10 protein-coding genes are annotated in these 18,042 nt (G+C 69.7%); 6 read left to right on the top strand and 4 right to left on the bottom strand.

The window, feature by feature from the left end; all coding sequences use genetic code 11:
* Positions 1 to 5: 5 nt before the first annotated feature.
* Positions 6 to 1,316 carry a [FeFe] hydrogenase H-cluster maturation GTPase HydF gene (hydF, locus tag LLH23_04785; protein ID MCE5237791.1) on the top strand — a complete coding sequence of 437 codons (1,311 nt, stop codon included), beginning with the start codon at positions 6 to 8 and terminating at the stop codon, positions 1,314 to 1,316.
* A gap of 28 nt (positions 1,317 to 1,344) precedes the next feature.
* Here the strand turns inward: hydF and LLH23_04790 are convergent, their stop codons facing one another.
* The 3 genes from LLH23_04790 to LLH23_04800 form a co-directional block, all read right to left on the bottom strand.
* Positions 1,345 to 3,450 (bottom strand): putative glycoside hydrolase, encoded by a 2,106-nt coding sequence (locus tag LLH23_04790; protein MCE5237792.1) that lies wholly within the window; start codon positions 3,448 to 3,450, stop codon positions 1,345 to 1,347.
* Positions 3,451 to 3,480: 30 nt separating this feature from the next.
* Complete coding sequence (locus LLH23_04795) at positions 3,481 to 4,230, bottom strand: hypothetical protein (GenBank protein MCE5237793.1); 750 nt, start codon at positions 4,228 to 4,230, stop codon at positions 3,481 to 3,483.
* A 64-nt stretch (positions 4,231 to 4,294) separates the two neighbouring features.
* Entirely contained in the window at positions 4,295 to 5,092 is a 798-nt protein-coding gene (locus tag LLH23_04800) for a sulfite exporter TauE/SafE family protein (protein MCE5237794.1), read from the bottom strand.
* 104 nt (positions 5,093 to 5,196) lie between these two features.
* Here LLH23_04800 and LLH23_04805 point away from each other — a divergent pair, with 104 nt between their 5' ends.
* From LLH23_04805 to LLH23_04825, 5 genes are all read left to right on the top strand, one after another.
* Positions 5,197 to 6,213: a Gfo/Idh/MocA family oxidoreductase gene (locus LLH23_04805; GenBank protein ID MCE5237795.1), complete on the top strand. Its 1,017-nt coding sequence runs from the start codon at positions 5,197 to 5,199 to the stop codon at positions 6,211 to 6,213.
* A 152-nt stretch (positions 6,214 to 6,365) separates the two neighbouring features.
* The gene (locus LLH23_04810) at positions 6,366 to 8,960 is read left to right on the top strand and encodes a hypothetical protein (protein MCE5237796.1); all 2,595 of its coding nucleotides are present in this window, start codon (positions 6,366 to 6,368) and stop codon (positions 8,958 to 8,960) included.
* 95 nt (positions 8,961 to 9,055) lie between these two features.
* Positions 9,056 to 10,990: an ABC-F family ATP-binding cassette domain-containing protein gene (locus LLH23_04815; protein ID MCE5237797.1), complete on the top strand. Its 1,935-nt coding sequence runs from the start codon at positions 9,056 to 9,058 to the stop codon at positions 10,988 to 10,990.
* 31 nt (positions 10,991 to 11,021) lie between these two features.
* A complete protein-coding gene (locus tag LLH23_04820) occupies positions 11,022 to 13,667 on the top strand; it encodes a hypothetical protein (protein ID MCE5237798.1) in 2,646 nt (881 codons plus the stop codon).
* A gap of 411 nt (positions 13,668 to 14,078) precedes the next feature.
* Positions 14,079 to 15,176: a hypothetical protein gene (locus LLH23_04825; protein MCE5237799.1), complete on the top strand. Its 1,098-nt coding sequence runs from the start codon at positions 14,079 to 14,081 to the stop codon at positions 15,174 to 15,176.
* A gap of 15 nt (positions 15,177 to 15,191) precedes the next feature.
* Here the strand turns inward: LLH23_04825 and LLH23_04830 are convergent.
* Positions 15,192 to 18,042: acetylxylan esterase (locus LLH23_04830; GenBank protein MCE5237800.1), on the bottom strand; the 2,851-nt coding region annotated here is incomplete at its 5' end.

The following is an 18,042-nucleotide window of genomic DNA, read 5'->3' on the forward strand; positions in this document are numbered from 1 at the left end:
TGGCCATGCTATCCACCCCCAAAGGCTTCCGCCTTCACATCGGCCTCTTTGGCCGGCGTAATGTCGGCAAGTCGTCCATCCTCAATGCCCTCACCCGGCAGGATGTCTCCATCGTCTCCGACGTGGCCGGCACGACCACCGACCCCGTCGAGAAGCCCATGGAGCTGCTGCCGCTCGGGCCCGTGCTGTTCATTGACACCGCCGGCATTGACGATGTCGGCGCGCTCGGCGAGATGCGCGTGGCGCGGACGAAGCAGATCTTCGACCGGTGCGACCTCGGCGTCATCATCGTCGGCATGGAGCGCGGCTCTCCAGAGCCGCCTTCGCCGGCCTGCGGCTCTGGAGAGCCGCGGTCCAGTGACTTCGGCCCCTTCGAGGAGGAGATCCTCAAGGAGCTGCAGCAACGCCAGATCCCCGTCATCATCGTGCTCAACAAGGCGGACCTCGGCGCGCCCGACCAGGCCCTGCTGGACCGCTTCAAGGCCGCCAAGATCCCGGTGGTGCAGACCGTCGCGGTGCAGGGCCAGGGCCTCCCCGAGCTGCGCGAGGCGCTCATCAAACACGCGCCCGAGGACTTCATCAACATGCCCTCGATCATGGGCGACCTGCTGCCGGCCGGGGAGTTGGCGGTGCTGGTCGTGCCCATTGATCTGGAGGCCCCCAAAGGCCGGCTGATTCTGCCGCAGGTCAACGCCATCCGCGACGTGCTGGATGTGGACGCCTACTGCATGGTCGTCAAGGAGCGCGAGCTGCGCGACGCGCTGGAGCGCCTCAACCGCCCGCCGGCCATCGTTGTCACCGACAGCCAGGGCTTCCTGAAGGTCGCCGGCGACACCCCGCCCGAGATCCCCATGACCTCGTTCTCGATCCTCTTCGCCCGCTACCGGGGCGATCTGTTCGAGTTCGTGCGGGGCGCGCTGACCATAGACCGCCTCAAGCCCGGCGACCGCATTCTGATCGCCGAGGCCTGCTCGCACCACCCCATTGGCGAGGACATCGGCACCGTCAAGATCCCGCGCTGGCTGACCCAGTACGTCGGCGGCAAGCTGGAGTTCGACAATGTGCAGGGGCACGACTTCCCCGATGACGTGACACCCTATCGGCTCATCGTCCACTGTGGGTCATGCATGTGGAACCGGCGCGAGATGCTGTCGCGCATTCTACGCTGCCGCCAGCAGGGCGTACCGATCACCAACTACGGGGTCACGATCGCGTATAGCCTGGGGATCTTCGAGCGCGCGCTGGGGCCGTTCCCGTCGGCGCTGGAGGAGTACCGCCGCTTCCGGCGGGAGCAGGTGGGGAAGCGGAAGGCGTAGCCGCCCCGACCGGGAGAGCCCGTGTGGCCTACCGCACCAGCACCGCCGCCTCGCCGCTGCGCAACCGCACCGTCGTCACGGCCTCCCCTGGCGTCCCGTCGGCGCTGAGCGGGCGGAGCGGCGCGGGCAGGGGCACCTCCCGGGCCGTGTCATCGCCCCAGTCCCCCGCGAACGGCCGCAGCAGCACCAGCCCGCGCTCGAAGTCGCGCCCGTACACCGAACAGGTGGCGTCCGCCCCCTCCACCAGCGCCAGGTCGTCGAACCAGGCCGTGCCCTTCGTGCCGTAGAGGCGGAAGTTGATGCGGCCATGGGTGCCGGCGCCGGTGGTGAAGCTCACGCTGTGGCGGCGCCAGTCGCTGGTCCCCGTCGCGACGATGAAGCCCCCGCCGGTCATGCCCTCGAAGCCGTATGGGTACACCTGCGCCCCCTGCCCGCCGATCCCCTCGGTCCTGATCCATGCCGACAGCGTGTAGGTCGTCCGGGGCTTGAGGTCCACCCAGAGCTTGCTGAAGTTGTTGATCGTGTCGGAGTCGCTGGCAATCCGCGCCGACTGGCGGCCGCCGTGCCTGACCTGCGAATCCAGCGCCACCGGCTCGACGATCTCCCAGCCGTCGGGCTTGCCGTCGCCGTCGGCGTCCTGCTCGAAGCTACCGTTGGTGAGCACATTGGCGCCGGGGGCCTCGCGCGGCTCCTCGTGGTGGAACAGGCGCAGGGGGCCCTGCGGCCGGCCCAGGTCGGTGTCGGCCGCGCCGACCCACTGCCGCTCCGACTTGGTGTACGGGTGCTGCCCGCGGCCGAAGTACGTGTAGTCGCCAGCCGCCAGATAGTACGCCGCGAGACCGAACAACTGGTCGCGCTCCGGGCTGACGGGCACCTTGACGCCGAACTCCCCGAACTCCGGGTCGTAGATGCCGTTGACCTGGCACATCTGGACCTTGCCCCGCCGGTCCAGGCTGGTGACGGTCTCCAGCCGCTGGAGCAACTGCGACTCGCTGAGACTGATGTTCAGCCAGTTCTCCCATTCCACGCCGTCAATCACGAAGGGCGTAGCCGACCAGCCGTTGGCGGTGACGAGCGCATCGGGGTGCGCGATCTTGATGCGCGCCAGGATCATCTGCATGGCCCGCAGCCACGCGCCATCGGCCTGCGCCGCCAGCGAGAACTCCACCAGCGGGCTGCCGCGCCCGGCGGGCACCGTCGCGGGCGTCGTATCAATGAAGAGGCCACTCGACTTCTCCAGGAACGCACTGACATAGCGGGTGGCGATGAACTCCTGGTAGTCGGGGTCCGCCACATTCACTACGAAGTCATCCGCGGGCGGCCCCCAGTAGTAGATGGGGATGCGGGCCTGGCGCAGCTCGCGGGCGCTGGCCTGCGGGTTGGCCCGTTGGGCGAACTCGGCGTCGTCCACGCGGCCGTCGCCGTTGCGGTCGTTGGCCGGGTCCCAGCCGGGGACCATCCGCTCCTCGATGGGCCGGTCGGCTCGCTCCGCCCCGACGTGCAACTTGCACGGTGTGTCCTGGGCGTAGTGGGCGAACATGCGCTCGGGGATGCCGGCCCGGGTGAGGCCCTTCTCGACGCAGAACTGCTCGAGGTCCTTCGCCTTCTGGGAGGGGACGACGAGGGTGGCGACGAGGCAGTAGCTGACCGTGATGATGTTCGGGTCGCGCTCGCGCGCCGCCGCCAGAAACGTCAGGTCATAGCGCTGTGCCACGACCTCGAGGTCGCTGCCAAAGTTGAGGAAGGCGCGCAGGTGGGGACGCTTGCGGGGGAGGACGCGCGGCTTGAGAGCAAACCGTTGCGGGACGCAGAAGGAACTGGCGTCCTGTCCCTCCCAGGTCTGCACGGCCCACCAGAGCGTCTGCCCCGGCGGCAGCGGCGTCCCCGCGTATTCGGCAATGGGCAGCGCCGTCGCGACCCGTCCCGTATCCCACAGGTCCCCGCGGCCCTGCCGGATGAGGCCCTCGGTCGTGGCGACGATGACGCGATAGGCCGTCTGCCCCGGGGCCTGCCAGAAGAACTCCGGGCAGATGTCCGGCACGGCCATGTTGTCCGTGCGCCACTCGCACAACATGCCGGCGGGCGGGGCGGACCAGGCGGGGCTACAGGCGCACACGCAGAGCAGCAGAGCCATCGGGTATCTCACCGTGAGGTCCTCCGGGACTCAGATGTCGTTGTGTTCCAGCACCCTCTCCCGCACCGCCGCGAAGTCGCTCTCACCCTCGCGCGCGATCTGCTGGACGGCCGCCAGGCGCTGCTCGTACTCGGCCTCTCCGACGCCCAGCAGCGGCAGCAGGCACGACGGCCCCTGCCGCACGATCGTGCCCTGCCCGTTGAGGGCGAAGGCCAGCCGATGGCCCTCCTCCGTCGCCTCGTACAGCAACGCCACGCGGCGCTGCCGGCCGGGCAGGAGGTGGATGAACAGGATCAGGCCGACACCGTTGAGCGTCTCCGGCGTCACCTGCAGCGGCGGCGCGCACAGGATGTCCTGCAGCTCCTCCAGCGTATCGGCATGGAGGCACGAGGCCACGCGGTCGCCGGCGCTCCGCAGGGCCAGGAAGTCCGGCACGTCGCTCCCCCAGATGTAGCCGTACCAGTGGCCCGCGCCGATCTCGTGGGCCAGGTGACACCGGGGCGCGCCCTGGATCCCGACCGTCCCCGGCTGCCAGGTGACGATGCGCTCGGCGCACGGCAGGAGCATGAGCAGGTTGGCCAGCACGGTGCTCTTGCCCGCCCCGCCGGGGCGGGCGGCCGTCAGGAAGGACGCGCCATGGGCGATGGCCGTCCAGCAGTGGGCGACCATCTCCGCCGACATCGTGCCGGCGGAGATCAGGTCCACGAAGCTGAGGGTGCGTCCGCCCCGCTGGTTGAGACTCTCGATCTCGCGCAGGTTGTGTTGCTGTAGTGCGTACATGGCAGTTCCGGTAGTCGCGCCACTCATGGCGCGGAACGTGTGGTGGGCGCGATGAGCCGCGCCGCTACTTGAGCAGAGACCAGGCCAGGACTCCGGCGGCCATCACGAGGACGGCATAGACCGACAGGCGGAAGGCATGCTCGTTCATCCGGTAGTGTGTGTGCGTCCCGATCCACATGCCCACGAGCGTGGCAGGCAGACACAGGAGATTGAGCCACAGTTGCGTCTGGTCGAGGCGGCCCGTGGCGAGGAAGACCCCCACGAGGATGGTGTCGAGAACCAGCCAGACCATGGACAGCGTGGCGCGGAAGACGCTCTTGTCGCGCATGGCGCGGTCGGCATAGACGACAATGGGCGGGCCACCGGTGCCGAAGGCCCCGTTCATGATGCCGCCCACGGGGACCAGGAAGGTGAACCAGCGGGCCGGGCGGCGCGCCGCGGTCGGCGCGTCCGGGGCGTCCGCGCCCACGCGCTGTGCGTCCGGGACCTCCGCGGTCGCGCGGCGGCTTTCCCGCACCAGCCCCTCGGCGCCGACGCTGCCCATGAAGGCCACCAGGGTCCAGCGCAGGGCGTGCTCGGGCAGCGTGCCCGCCAGCCACAGCCCCACCGGCTGCCCCGCCGCCCCCAACAGCAGTATCTTCCCGCACTCGCGCCAGTCGATGTGACGGTGCGACTCCCACACCATCAGCGCCGCCAGCACCCACGCCTGCACCACCAGCAGCGGCACCGCGCGGTGCAGGCCCAGCAGCAGGATCACGAAGGGCAGAGCGAGGACATTGGAGCCGAACCCCGTCACACCTTGTTGGAAGTTGCCAAGCAGGACGATGAGGCCGACGATGACGTAGCGGGTGACTTCAGACATGGGCACAGGCGACTTCGTCGCTGCCCGGCGCCTGACCTGCAGGAGGGCTGCGCTGACAGGACGCGAACATACCCAGCACAGCGATAACGCGCGAGGTGGTCAGCATGGAGGAACTCCGAGTCTGTGTCATCGGCTGCGGGCAGCTCGGGCAGGTCCACGCCCGCAACTGGCCGCACGTCCCGAGCGCTCGCGTCGTGGCGGTGGCCGACCCGTGGGAGGAGCGCGCCCGCGCCCTGGGCGAGGAGTTGGGCTGCCCCTGGTTCGCCAGCGCTGAGGAGGCGCTGGGCGTCGACGGCGTCAACGCCGCCTCCGTGGCCGTACCATCGGCGGTCCATCGCCAGTGCACCGTGGCGGCCCTGGAAGCCGGCTGCCATGTGATCTGCGAGAAGCCCATCGCGCTGTCGCTGGACGACGGGCGGGCGATGATCCGCCTGGCGCAGCAGCGGGGCCTGACCCTCGCCTTCGGCTTCTGCAAGCGCTTCATGGGGCAGGTGCAGACCGTGCGGGACCTGGTGCAGGGCGGCCAGCTGGGCCGGCCGGTGATGTACCGCCATGTCAGCGCCTGGGAAATCCGGCCCAAGCCGTGGATCATGGACCGGAACCTCGGCGGGGGCCCAATCTTCGACATCAGTTGCCACTACACCGACCAGTGGCGGGTCATCTTCGGCAGCGACCCCGTGCGCGTGAAGGCCTCCGGCCTGACGATCATGCAGGACTCGCCGGACAAGCCGGACATTGACCCGCAGGTGGACAGCTTCGCGATGACCGTCGAGTATGCGTCCGGCGACATCGGCGTGCTCTCGATGACCTGGGGCCTGCCCAAGGGCGTGACGGGCCAGACGCTGGAGGATTGCCTGGGGCCGCTCGGGCTGCTGAAGATCGAGAACGCGAAGGTCGAGCGGCTGGGCGCGGGCGGGGAGAAGGAAGCCTTCGAGAACCTGAATACGGACATGCACCCGGGGCAACTGAACGCCTTCGCTGCCGCGATCCGCGAGGGCCGGCCCGTGGCCGCCTCGGGCGAGGACGGCCTGTGGGCCCTGCAGACCTCGCTGGCAGCGCTGCGATCCATCGAGACCGGTGAGGCGGTGGCCGTGGCCGAACCGTGGGAGGACCCGGCCTAGACTCTACCTGCCGACACACACCGCCACGTTACCGAACTCGGCCTTGGCCCACATCCACAGCCCGGAGAAGCGCGGGCGCAGAGGCAGGATTCTGGCACGGTAGTGGGCAATGATGGTGAAGAGGGCGACCAGAATCCCAGGAGGGCGGAACGATGCGCACGTTCGTGAAGACGCTTCTGGCGGTGGCGGCGGTGCTCCTGATCGTGTTGTGGCTTGCAGGCTGCGGCGGCTCGTCGGGGCGGGGTCGCAATCCAGTGCTCTCCGGGGTGGTCAATGTCACTCAGTTCGTGGTCGAGGCGGGTGAGACAGTGGCGTGGCGCGGAGACGTCACGATCAACTGCGAGACCGCGTCCATCGCCGGGCAACTGGCAGCCCAGGATGCCAGCGGGTCCGGAGCGGCTGGTGGCAGCCTCAACATCAACGCCCAGAATGACATCGTCGTGACCGGTCGCCTCGTGGCCGCAGACGGGATCGCAGGCAGCAGTGCCGGCGACGGTGGCGCCGGTGGCGCCGGCGGCAGTATCACGCTGGCCTCGGCGGCCGGGGGCATCACTCTCGGGGCGGCGGCCGCCGCCGCGGGGCGCGGGGCGCGGCTGGCGCAGGCCGGAGGCTGCACCATCTCGTCAGGCAACGGCGCGGCCGGCGGCAACGGGCGTCTCGGCGGCGCGGGCGGGAACGGCGGCTCCCTGACCTTCCACTGCCCGGAGGGCACGCTGGCTATCCATGAGAGCCCGGGACTGCTGCAACTGGGTGACGGTGGAGCCGGCGGGCAGGGCTCCTTCCCGATCAGCGAAGGCGGCGCACCTGGCGTTCCCGAACAGATGCCCAACAGCGGCGGTGCCGGCGGCACGCTCACCGGGGAGATCGGGGCCTTCAGCGGCCCCACGCCACAGCCCACCGGCGTGGTCTACGAGGGACGCCCCCTGCAGACGGTGGTCATGGACGACGATACCATCGTCGGCGGCAAGGGGGGCAATGCCGGCGACGTCGAAGGCAGCGCTCCGGTCACCACAGCGCTCGGATTGTTGCGATCGGGACTCCAACACATTGCGGAGGCCGACACCGCTCAGACGCTGCCGCCGGCGCGGTTTGAGGGGGCTCGCGGCGGCGATGGCCGCCAGTACGGCGGCGATGGCGGCAACGTGACACTGCCCAGCGGCTTTGGGATGCCTGCCGGAAGCGGCCGAGAGGGCTTCAATGTGATCGTGGACGGGGGGGGCGGTGGACACGCGCTGGAGCGTTGCGCCCTGGTGCGCGGAGCAGAGGCACTCGGGCTGGTGGCGCTACTTCCATCGCGGGGCGGCCGCGGCGGCAACGCGCGCGCCATCGGGGTGAACGGTGGCTCCGGCGGGCCCGGCCAGGCAGGAGGCAAGGGGGGCGACGCCACCGCAGAAGGGGGCGAGGGAGGCAGCGCGTTCGCCTGGGTAGAGGGTAACACTATTGCCGGGGAAGGAGGGAACGCCTACGCCGCCGGCGGCATGGGGGGCGCTGGCGGGGCCAACTGCACTCCCCCCGGCCAGGGCGGCGCGGGGGGCGACGGTGGGGCAGCGCTGGCCAAGGGCGGCAATACCGGCCTGGCCAACCAGTTGGCGAAGGGTGGCAACGCGGCCGCTCTCGGCGGCAACGGTGGTAGGGGCGGCGATGGCAGCCCTCCCGGCGGGGGGGGTAAGGGCGGGAACGCATGGGCCTTCAAGGGTGGGGGCAGCCCGCAGGGAACGGAGAGTGCCAGGGATGGCGTTGCCGGCGAGGCCGGCAGCCCGTGTGGCCCTACCACCCCGGCCTACGGCACCACGACGGCCAGTTCCACCCCCAGCCAGGGCATCGTGATCGAGACGGCGTTTGTGCAAGGCACCGCGCCCCGGTCGCTCGCACCGCGCCTGGGCGGCCCCACCAACCCCATCCGGGCCTATCCAGGCCAGTCCATGGTCACCAGCGCCAACGGGCGTGACCTGTGGGTGGCAAACGAGAACTCCGGCATCCGTCTCTACCGCAGTTTCGTCACCGGCGGCGACCGCGCCCCGGATCTCACCCTGACACATACGGGCGCGGTCGGCGACACCTTCTGCCCGACTGCCCTGTGGCTGGACACCAGCCGCGACATCCTCTATGCCGCCTACCGCCTGACCCGGACGCAGCCGAACACCAACCGTATCCTGGCATGGCAGGGCGCCTCGGCGATCGTCGCCAACCGCCCCCCCGATCGGCAGATCGTCGTCTCCGATGCCACGGAGGTGACCGCTCTGGCCGGAGACCCGGGGGCGGGCGACCGCTGCTTCACCATGCAGTTCAGCGGCACGAAGGGCTTCCATATCGGCGTACTGGACAGCTTCAGTGTGCGGCAGGGCGTAGCGGCCGCCTCACGGACCATCACCGGCGTAGCCTGGGGCAGCTACGGTCTGGCCTATGACTACCAGCGGGACATCCTGTATGTCCAGCGGGAGGACTTGACCAACGGCAACCATGCCGTAGCCATCGTTCCCCAGGCGGCAACCGCCGAGGGCAACGCCGCGTTCCTCACTCTCCGCGGCGACGCGACCGGGCTACAGGCGCCGGCCGGCGACCGCGGCCGCAACGACCCGATCAGCCTGTGCGTGTTCCCCGACGCCAACCTGCTCTTCGTGGCCGCGTTCCAGGGGGAGATGCTGGCCTTCGCCAACGCCAGCGCCCTGACCGGCAACGTGGCGCCCACCAGCCGCCGGACGATGATGGACGAGATGACTGCGGCGGGAGGCTGGCGCTCACAATAGGGCTGGCCCACGCCCCACACGTGGTCCCTGCCCCGGAAGGACGCGGGCCCCGGCTTCTCCCGGACGAGGTTCCGTGCTATGATGCACGCTCGCCCATGCCACTGCTTACTGTAGACAACCTCACCAAGTACTACGGCACCGAGCTGATCCTCGACCACGTCGCGTTTGCCATTGACCACCGCGAGCGCCTGGGGTTCATCGGGGCCAACGGGACCGGCAAGACGACCCTGTGCCGCATCCTGCTTGGGCGCGAGCCGTACGAGGACGACGCCGAGATCCACATCGCGCGCGGGGCCACCATCGGCTATCTGTCGCAGGAAGTGGACCAGGACCTGTCGCTGACGCCGTGGGACATGGTCATGTCGGTACACCAGAGACTGCGTCGCCAGGAGCGCGAGATCGCCGTCCTGACCGAACGCATGGCCGAGGACGTGAGCGAGGAGGTCATGCAGGGGTTGCTCCAGCAGCATGCGACGCTCCTGGAGCAGTTCGCGGCGGGGGGCGGGCACGAGTACGAGCGCGAGGCGGCCCGCGTGCTGACCCGCGTCGGCGTGCCCGCGGCCGACTTCCATCGGCCCCTCAGCAGCTTCAGCGGCGGCGAGCAACGCCGCGCGGCTCTGGCCCGGCTGCTGCTGCAGCAGCCCGACCTGCTGCTACTGGACGAGCCCACCAATCACCTCGACGTCGCCGGCATCGAGTGGCTCGAGCAGTACCTGAAGTCCTACGCCGGGGCCGTCATCGCCATCTCCCACGACCGGCGCTTCCTGGACAACATCGCCCAGCGCATTCTGGAATTGGAGGCGTGCGACCTCGCCGAGTACCGGGGCGGCTACTCCGACTACGTCAAGCAGAAGGAGGAGCGCCTGCTGGTCTACGAGCGCACGTACGAGCGCCAGCAGCAGGAACTCAAGAAGCAGATGTCGTTCATCCGCTGGGCCCTGGGCACGCAGCAGGAGAAGCGCGTCCGGGCCGCCAAGAGCCGGATGAAGCTCATCGCCAAGACCGAGTACCTCGACCCGCCCGTGGGGCAGCGCCGCAAGATGAACCTGCGCTTCCACCCGCGCATCCGCGGCGGCCAGGAGATCCTGCACCTGCAGGGCGTAGGCAAGCGCTTCGGTGACCGGCAGCTCTTCGCCGGGCTGGACCTGTTCGTCCGCCGGCAGGAGCGGGTCGGCATCGTCGGCCCCAACGGCTCGGGCAAGACGACGCTGCTGCGCATGGCCCTGGGCCTGGAAGAGCCCAGCGAGGGCACCGCGCGTCTGGGCACGAGTGTCGAAGTCGGCTACTACCGCCAGGAGCAGTTCGACTTCACCTCCCGCAACACCGTGATGGAGGAGTTCGCCACGGTCATGCCCGACGCGGAGCCCGGCGAGCTGCGTAGCCTCCTGGCCCGCTTCCTGTTCGTCGAGGATGACGTGAGCAAGCGCGTGGACGATCTGTCTGGCGGCGAGAAGAGCCGTCTGGCGCTGGCCAAGCTCGTCATGACGCGCCCCACGTTGCTGGTGCTCGACGAGCCGACCAACCATCTGGACATCGACTCGTGCAATGCGCTCGAGAACGCCCTGCGCGAATATGCCGGCACGATCGTCGTCGTCAGCCACGACCGCTACTTCCTCGACAGCGTGGTGAACCGCCTGGTGGTGTTCCACGACGGGGGGGTGACGGTACACGAGGGCAACTACGGGTCGTACGCGGCCAGGATGCGGGCCCTGCGCGAGGAGGAGGAACGGCTGGCGCGCGAACAGGCGGAAGCCGAGAAGCGCGAGCGGCTGCTGCAGGAGAAGCTGGCCCGGCAGGCCAAGCGCGCGCGCCTGCGCGCCGCCAATGGCCAGGCCCTGCCCACTGCCGAGGAGCTGGAGGAGCGCATCCACGCGCTCGAGGGGCAGTTGGCCCTGGTCGAGAAGATCCTGGCCGACCCCGAGACCTACCAGACGCCGCAGAGGGTTGCCGCCCTCAACGCCGAACATGAGAAGCTGTCGGCGCAGCTGGCGCAGACATACGAGCAGTGGGAGCAGGTGGAGGGGCTGTAGGGGGGAGCGCGGCTCTCCAGGGAGGCATCCTATGTGGTTCCACGCGACGATCCTGACCCTCGCTCTGGCGGTCGCGATGGCGGCGGCGGCCCCCCAGACCATCATTGACACGGACTTCGGCAACTGCACCGTCCCCGTCAATGACGTCAGCCCCGACGGCGCCAAGAAGCTGACCGGGAGCCTCCCCGAGGGCTGGACGGAGAACTCCGGCTGGAACAAGGAGATCGTCGTTACCTACCAGCCCACCGAGGAGAACGGTCGGCGCTTCCTGCGTGTCACCAAGACCAGCGGCGGCAACGACCAACTGGCGTTCCACCTCGGCGACATCCCCCAGGAGACCTTCTACCGGGTCGAGCTGACTGCCCGCAGCCCCGTGAAGGCGGGCGTGATGGTCGGCCTCCGCGATGCCGGGGCGCCATACAGCTTCCACTGGTCCGTCCAGCCCGCCCTGACCACGCAGTGGCAGGACTTCACCTACGAGTTCCGCCTGGACCGCAAGTCTCAGCGTGTCGGCATCTGGATCAACCTCGGCGACAACGCCAGCTATGACCTCGCCCACTTCAAGCTGATCGCCAAGACCCGCGAGGACATCATCGCGGAGCTGCAGGAGCGGTACCCCGAGAGCGGCCCCAATAACCTCGTGCGCGTCTCGGCCTTCCCATTGGGTCTGCCCACCGGCTGGTCGCTGGACCGCGACTGCTCGGACGGCGACCAGGTGGTGGTCGCCGCCGATCCGCAGGCGCAGAGCCCCGCCGGGGGCTCCGCACTGTCCGTCAAGAGCGCCGACAAGTGGCGCCTGTGGACCGCCCCCGTCTTCATCGGCCGCAGCTTCGAGCCGCACACTGCCAGCCTGTACGCGCGTGGCTCGGGCAAGCTGCGCCTGACGGCCTTCGGCGACGCGCGGCAGCTCGCCTCGCGCGAGCAGGACCTGACGCCCGACGGCTGGCAGCGCGTCACGCTGACCTTCAGCCCCCTGCTGCTGGGGCGGCTGCACCAGATCACGGTTGACGGCGCCGGCGAGGCCTGGCTGGACGGCTTCCAGATCGAGCGCGGTAGCGCCGCGACCGACTACGCGCCCCAGCAGGCCTGCCAGGTCGTGCTGGCGGTGCCCGAGTCGGCCGCCTCGGCCGCGCGCATTCAGTTCAGCGACGAGCCCGCCGTGATTCGCTACGCCGTCACCGGCGCGCCGGCCGGGAGCGTCCTGAAGCTCACACAGCACGACCTGTACGGCGGCACAGTGGCGCTGCCGGACGTGAACAGCCCCGCGGGTCAGGGCACGGTGCAGCTCGCGCCCCCCGCCGCGCACCCCCTCGGCAGCTTCCGCGTGGAGGCCACCGTGACGAACGCGCAGGGCCAGGCGCTCAGCCCGACTGACGAGGTCGTCGTGCAGCGCATGCGCCGCCCGCACTACTGGAACAAGTCGGCCCCGAACTCCGCCTTCGGCATCCACACCAACTCCACCACCCGCCACATTCTCCTGGCCAAGGCTGTCGGGGCGAACTGGACGCGGCTGCACGACGCGGGCACGCAGTATATCGGCTGGGCGCACCTGGAGCCCGAGCCGGGGACGTGGGCCTTCCGCGACGCCGAGCTGCAGCGCTTCGGCAAGTACGGGCTCAAGATCCTGGGCCTGCTGTCCACCTCGCCGTTGTGGGCCAACTATGGCGACAAGCCACGCAACGGCTACTTCGATCGCTACATCGAGCCGAAGGACTTCAGCCAGTTCGCGAACTACGTCAAGGTGGTGACCGCGCGGTACAAGGGGCTCATTGACACCTACGACGTGTGGAACGAGCCGTGGGGCACGAGCTTCTGGTCCATGGGCTGGGATGAGGAGAAGAAGGAGTGGAAACGCAGCCCGACGGCCTCGGAGGACTACACGAAGCTCCAGCAGGCGGCCTTCGCGGCGGCCAAGGCCGTGGACCCGAAGCTGACGATCCTGGGCTTCAACACCTACGGCTCCCAGGGCGGGCGCGACTGGACCGCCGACCTGCTCAAGTTCGGCGCCTTGCCCGCATGCGATGTCGTGTGCTACCACCACTACTCCAGCGCCTACAACGGCATGCCCGGCGATGATGTGAGCGTGGCCCTCGATCTGGCCGTCGAGCCCCTCATCAAGCAGCAGCAGCGCGTGGGCAAGCCGCTGTGGATGACCGAGGGCAACCCCGTCAGCACCTCGCTGAACAATGGCTTCTACCGGCAGACGGTGTGCGGGCAGGAGACCGATGACAACTGGGACATCGCCAACCGCCTGGGACGCTACATGGTGAGCATGCTGTCCCGGGGCGTGACGCGCTTCTTCCTGTACACGATGCACGGCCACGGCCCCTTCACCGCACAGGCCGCCAACTGGCGCGTGTTGGTGGAAGACGACGGCTTCCCGCACCCGTGCGCGGCGGCGCACTCGCACCTGGCATGGCTACTGGAGGACACGCAGTACGTCAAGCTCGTGGAGCCCGCGTCGGGCGTCTACGCCTACCTGTTCGCCGGCAATGGACGTGCGGTGGCCGTGCTATCGAGCAAGCCCGGCCACGCGGCCTATGCCGTGCCGAAGGCGGACGGAGTGATGGCTACGGACCTGTTCGGCAACGCCGTGAAGGCGGGGGAGAGGCTGGGGGACAACCTGGTGTATCTGAGCGCGGACAAGATGAGCCGGCTGGAGGGGGCCCTGCGGTAGTCGGGCGCCCCACGACCGATGGGCGCCCATGGCCTCCTCCGGCCTCGGCAGTACCGCCCCTCCGGGGCTCTTGGCGGAGGGGGAGGATGAGGGGGCGCGATGCGACGGGGGCTTCCGCCCCCCGCCTAGCATGAGGCGCGCCTCCGGCGCTGACGGCAACGGCCCCCGCCCACGGTCATTGGCCCATGCCCGGTGCCGTTGCCATCGCCAAATGTCCGAATGTCGTCGCCATCGGCTCGTGCCCCGATGCCGTTGCATTGCCATCTACCGGCGCCCGGATGCCGTTGCCGTTGAGGCCCGGAGGGCCGACTCAATCTAGGCGGGGGCGGAAGCCCCCGTCCCACTCCGCCCTCCCCCCTCCTGGTGGGGTCTTGAAGGCATCCATTGGACAACCGAGTGAGGAACCATCCCATGACCACCCGCGAACGCTTCGTCAATGTCCTGACCGGCAAGCCGGTCGACCGCGTGCCCTTCATGAAGGTCTTCGGCGGCGACAACGCCATCTTGCCGCACTGGGAGCAGGAGCATCCCGGCCTCGGCCAGTGCATTGATGAGTTGCTGCAGTTTGAGGGCGGCTATCGGGGCTGGCGCACCACGCCGGTGAACATGGACCCCTCGCAACTCCTGCCGGTCGAGGTGTTGGAGGACACGCTGGACAAGCAGATCCGCCGTCGGGGCGACGGTACCGTCGAGATGGTGTACAAGACCGGCGACTACCGCCGGCATGATGTCGGCTGGCCCATCAAGACGCTGGCCGACTGGCGCGAGTACAAAGCCCGCCACATGCAGCCCGACGACCCCTCGCGCTTCCCGACCAACTGGGACGAACTCGTCAAGCAGTACCAGCAGCGCGACTACCCGCTGCAGCTCACCCACCGGGGCGTCTACGGCTTCCCGCGCAACCGCATGGGCGACGAGGCCATGGCCTATGCCTTCTACGACGACCCCGAGCTGATGCACACCATCATGGACGACTACACGGACTTCGCCCTCGCCGTCTATGAGAAGATGGTGGCCGAGGTGGACTTCGACCTCATCGAGTGCTGGGAGGACATGGCCTACCGCAGCGGCTCGCTGATCTCGCCGGCGACCTTCCGCGAGTTCATGACTCCCAACTACCGCAAGCTGCGGCAGTTCGCCGACGCCCACAACATCCCGATCATCCTCGTGGACAGTGACGGGTACATCGAGGACCTGTCGGAGGTCATGTTCGAAGCCGGCGTCAACGCGATGTACCCGTACGAGGTGCAATCGGGCAATGACGTGGCGCGGGTGCGCGAGCGCTTCCCGGGGATGGGCTGCGTCGGGGGGCTGAACAAGGAGGCCATGGCGTGGGGACAGGAGGCGATAGACGCCGAGATCGCGCGCGCCCGGCGCCTCATCGAGCTGGGGCACTTCATCCCCGGCCCGGATCACTTCGTCCTGTCGAATGTCGCCTTCGCCAGCTACCGGTACTTCATGGAGCAGCTACGCGAGGTGTGCCTCACGACGACGCCCGGGCACGACTGAGCGCCGCGGCGTGCCTCATCGCGCCCTCGTGATCTCCGCCAACACCGCTGCCGCCTGCACGGCCGGGCCGTCGCCGATCTGCGACTGCATGTCGAGCCGTCCCCCACGCGCCCGGCACGCGCTCGCAGTCCACGCGGCCAGCTTCCCCCACGCCTCCGTCCTCAGCGGGCAGGCCATCTGATCCACGGGCTGGAGCCACGCCACGGGCCGCGGCGCGGCCAGCGCCGACAGCTCGACCACGTCGAAGTCACGCGGGGCCTCGGGAATCCAGAAGTAGCCCCGCAGCTCGTAGTAGGGGTTCTCGATGAGGGTGCGATACGACGCGAGCGTGCCGAGTGTGACGGCGCGCCCAATCTGCGGCTCGCCCGCCGCCGCCAGTAGCGCCCACAGGCCCCCCTCGCCCTCGCCCAACGCGGTGAGTTCCGTCGAGCCCAGGTCGCCGCGCGCGTGCAGATACCGGGCGGCGGCGGCCACGTCCTCGGCCCGCATGGCTGCCATCGTCCGGCGCAGGGCCGCCCACGCCGTGATGGCGAGGCTGTCGCGGGCCCAGTTGTCCGCGTCATAGCCATTGGCGGTTGCCGCAAAGCGCCCGTCGCGCGGGTCGGTCTCTCCCACACCGCGCACGTCCAGGGACAGCACCGTCGCGCCGGCACGGCACAGCTCCAGCGGCAGTGAAGGTTGGTCCGCGCGTGTGGGCTTGCCGCGGTCCGACACGTGCAGCACGAGCGGCCCGCCCGGCTGCGCCGGGCGCAACAGCGCCGCCGGACAACGAACGCCCTCCTCCGTGCTCAGGACCAGCATCTCCGCCGTGAAGCCCTCGCCGTCAAACGTGCCCGCCGGCTGAGCCGCCGGCACCGCCCCGTCGGGAAGCAACCTGGCCCCCGCCCGTTGCGCGACCGCCTGCCGCAGGGCCGTCACCTGCGCCTCGGCCTCGGCCGCCGAGGTCGGTTGCTTCCGCGTTGGCAGCATGGCGTGCAGGCGCGCCGTGTTGAGGCTGACGCCGCTCTCGCCCCCCAGCGACTTGAGGGTGAAGCCGCTGTCGGTACACCACAGCTCCTGGGCGGTCAGCACGTGCAGCGGGGGCTCGTCGGCGCCGGCCTCGGGCTTGCCGAACCAGCGGTTGAACCACGCGTAGGCCGCGACGCGCTTGGGTCTCTCCATGTTGTGCACGCCGTCCACCCAGGCCAGGTCGCAGCGGTCCTCGGCCACGCCGAGGCCGCGATAGAAGCGTCGCATGTCCTTCATGCGGCTCTCGTGGCCGACCTCGCCGGAGTCCTTGCCGACGATGAAGCGGCACGGGCGCGGCGCGATGAGGCACAGCAGGTCCGGGTCGCGGTAGCCGCCGACGAGGTAGGTGTTCTCCTGCGAGCCGCCCGGATGTCCGGCCGCGCAGACCTGGATGCGCTCATCCACAGCCGTGATGAGCAGCGCCATCTGCCCGCCGCCGGAGTTGCCCGTCGCCCCCAGGCGCTGCGGGTCTACCTCGGGCCGCGAGGCCAGGTAGTCCACCGCGCGGATGGCGTCCCAGGTGCGGTGTCCCGACAGCGTCTGCCCGACCAGATACGCCGGGCGGCCGAACTGGTGGTGCTGGGCCACGGTGAGTGGCACGAGGTGCGCCAGCGTCTCCGGGTCGAAGTACTCCGAGCGCTCCCCCTGGCCATGCGGGTCCATGGCCAGCACCGCGTAGCCCTTCAGCACCAGCCCCAGCGCCGTCTCGTGGTACAGGTGGTAGCCCTTGCCCTCGGCGGCGTGCCCGCAGAACAGGGCGATCCCCGGCACAGGCCGGAGGCACGGGACGGGGCGGTAGAAGTTGGCGGTGACGTAGTAGCGCGGGCGGCTCTGGAAGATGACCTTCTCGATCGCGTAGCCCTCGGCGTGGATCGTTCCCACGGTCTTGGGGTTGAGCGGGGTCTTCTCCGGGAACGGGCCGAAGAAGTCGGCCAGACGGGCGCGAATGCCGTCCTGGTAGGCGCGCCATTGCGCCGGGGTCTGCAGGGCCGCCAGGCGCTCCTCACGCCGGGCGTTGGCGGCAGCGACGCCACGGTACACGAACGCCGACAGCATCGCGCGGGCAGCGCTGCGCTCGGGCGGGAGCTGCCAGACGCGCAGGCTCGGCGGCGGAGGCAGCTGCTCGGCGGGCAGAAGCGTCCCCCGGAAGCCGCCCGCCGGCCGGAAGCTCACCGACACAATGCGGCAGTACTCGCCCGCGTCGGCCTTGCCGCGCAGCACCAGCCGCGAGTTGCGCTGGATGTCCAGGGCCGGGAGCGTCCACGGGCGCACGGTGTCCTTGTCGGTCGCCGGCGTGGTGTCGAAGGCCCTCTGCCCGACCGATTGGCCGTTGAGGAGGACTTCGAGCGTGGCGGCGCCGTCGGGCTCGTCGAGATACTCCACGGTCACGGTGTAGCGGGCCGAGGGCAGCGTGACATACAGCAGCGCCTCGCCGGCGGCCGCGCCGCCGCCGGTCGGGATCTGCAGCATGCTGCGACCGTCGCGGCTGACCACCTCGTAGCCCTGGAGACGCCAGAAGTCCTCCGGGCCGAAGACGATGGGCGGGGCCGCAATCGCTGGCGCCTCCCCGGTCGCCTCGCCCGTCAGCACCACATCATCGAAGGCCGCCGTGCCCACGCCCTTCACCTCCAGGTATGGCATCACGTATGCGGCCCCGGCAGGCACCGTGGCCTGGACCTGCAGTTCGGTCCAGTCGGCCGTACCGGTGAGCGACTGCGAGGACGGCTGGGCCAGGACCTCACCCTTGGCGTCGAGGCTGTAGAGCAGCAGGTAGGCCCGGCCCTGCAGCTCGTGCGTCCGCACCCACGCCGACAGGCGCGCCGCCGTGCCGGGCTTGAGGCGCAGGTCCCCGCCGTGG

The sequence above is a fragment of the bacterium genome, assembly GCA_021372615.1.
Lineage (GTDB): Bacteria > Armatimonadota > Zipacnadia > Zipacnadales > UBA11051 > JAJFUB01.

Excerpts from the sequence above, each read along its gene's own strand:
- hydF (MCE5237791.1), top strand. The coding sequence starts at position 6 with ATGCTATCCACCCCCAAAGGCTTCCGCCTTCACATCGGCCTCTTTGGC.
- LLH23_04790 (MCE5237792.1), bottom strand. The coding sequence starts at position 3,450 with ATGGCTCTGCTGCTCTGCGTGTGCGCCTGTAGCCCCGCCTGGTCCGCC.
- LLH23_04795 (MCE5237793.1), bottom strand. The coding sequence starts at position 4,230 with ATGTACGCACTACAGCAACACAACCTGCGCGAGATCGAGAGTCTCAAC.
- LLH23_04800 (MCE5237794.1), bottom strand. The coding sequence starts at position 5,092 with ATGTCTGAAGTCACCCGCTACGTCATCGTCGGCCTCATCGTCCTGCTT.
- LLH23_04805 (MCE5237795.1), top strand. The coding sequence starts at position 5,197 with ATGGAGGAACTCCGAGTCTGTGTCATCGGCTGCGGGCAGCTCGGGCAG.
- LLH23_04810 (MCE5237796.1), top strand. The coding sequence starts at position 6,366 with ATGCGCACGTTCGTGAAGACGCTTCTGGCGGTGGCGGCGGTGCTCCTG.
- LLH23_04815 (MCE5237797.1), top strand. The coding sequence starts at position 9,056 with ATGCCACTGCTTACTGTAGACAACCTCACCAAGTACTACGGCACCGAG.
- LLH23_04820 (MCE5237798.1), top strand. The coding sequence starts at position 11,022 with ATGTGGTTCCACGCGACGATCCTGACCCTCGCTCTGGCGGTCGCGATG.
- LLH23_04825 (MCE5237799.1), top strand. The coding sequence starts at position 14,079 with ATGACCACCCGCGAACGCTTCGTCAATGTCCTGACCGGCAAGCCGGTC.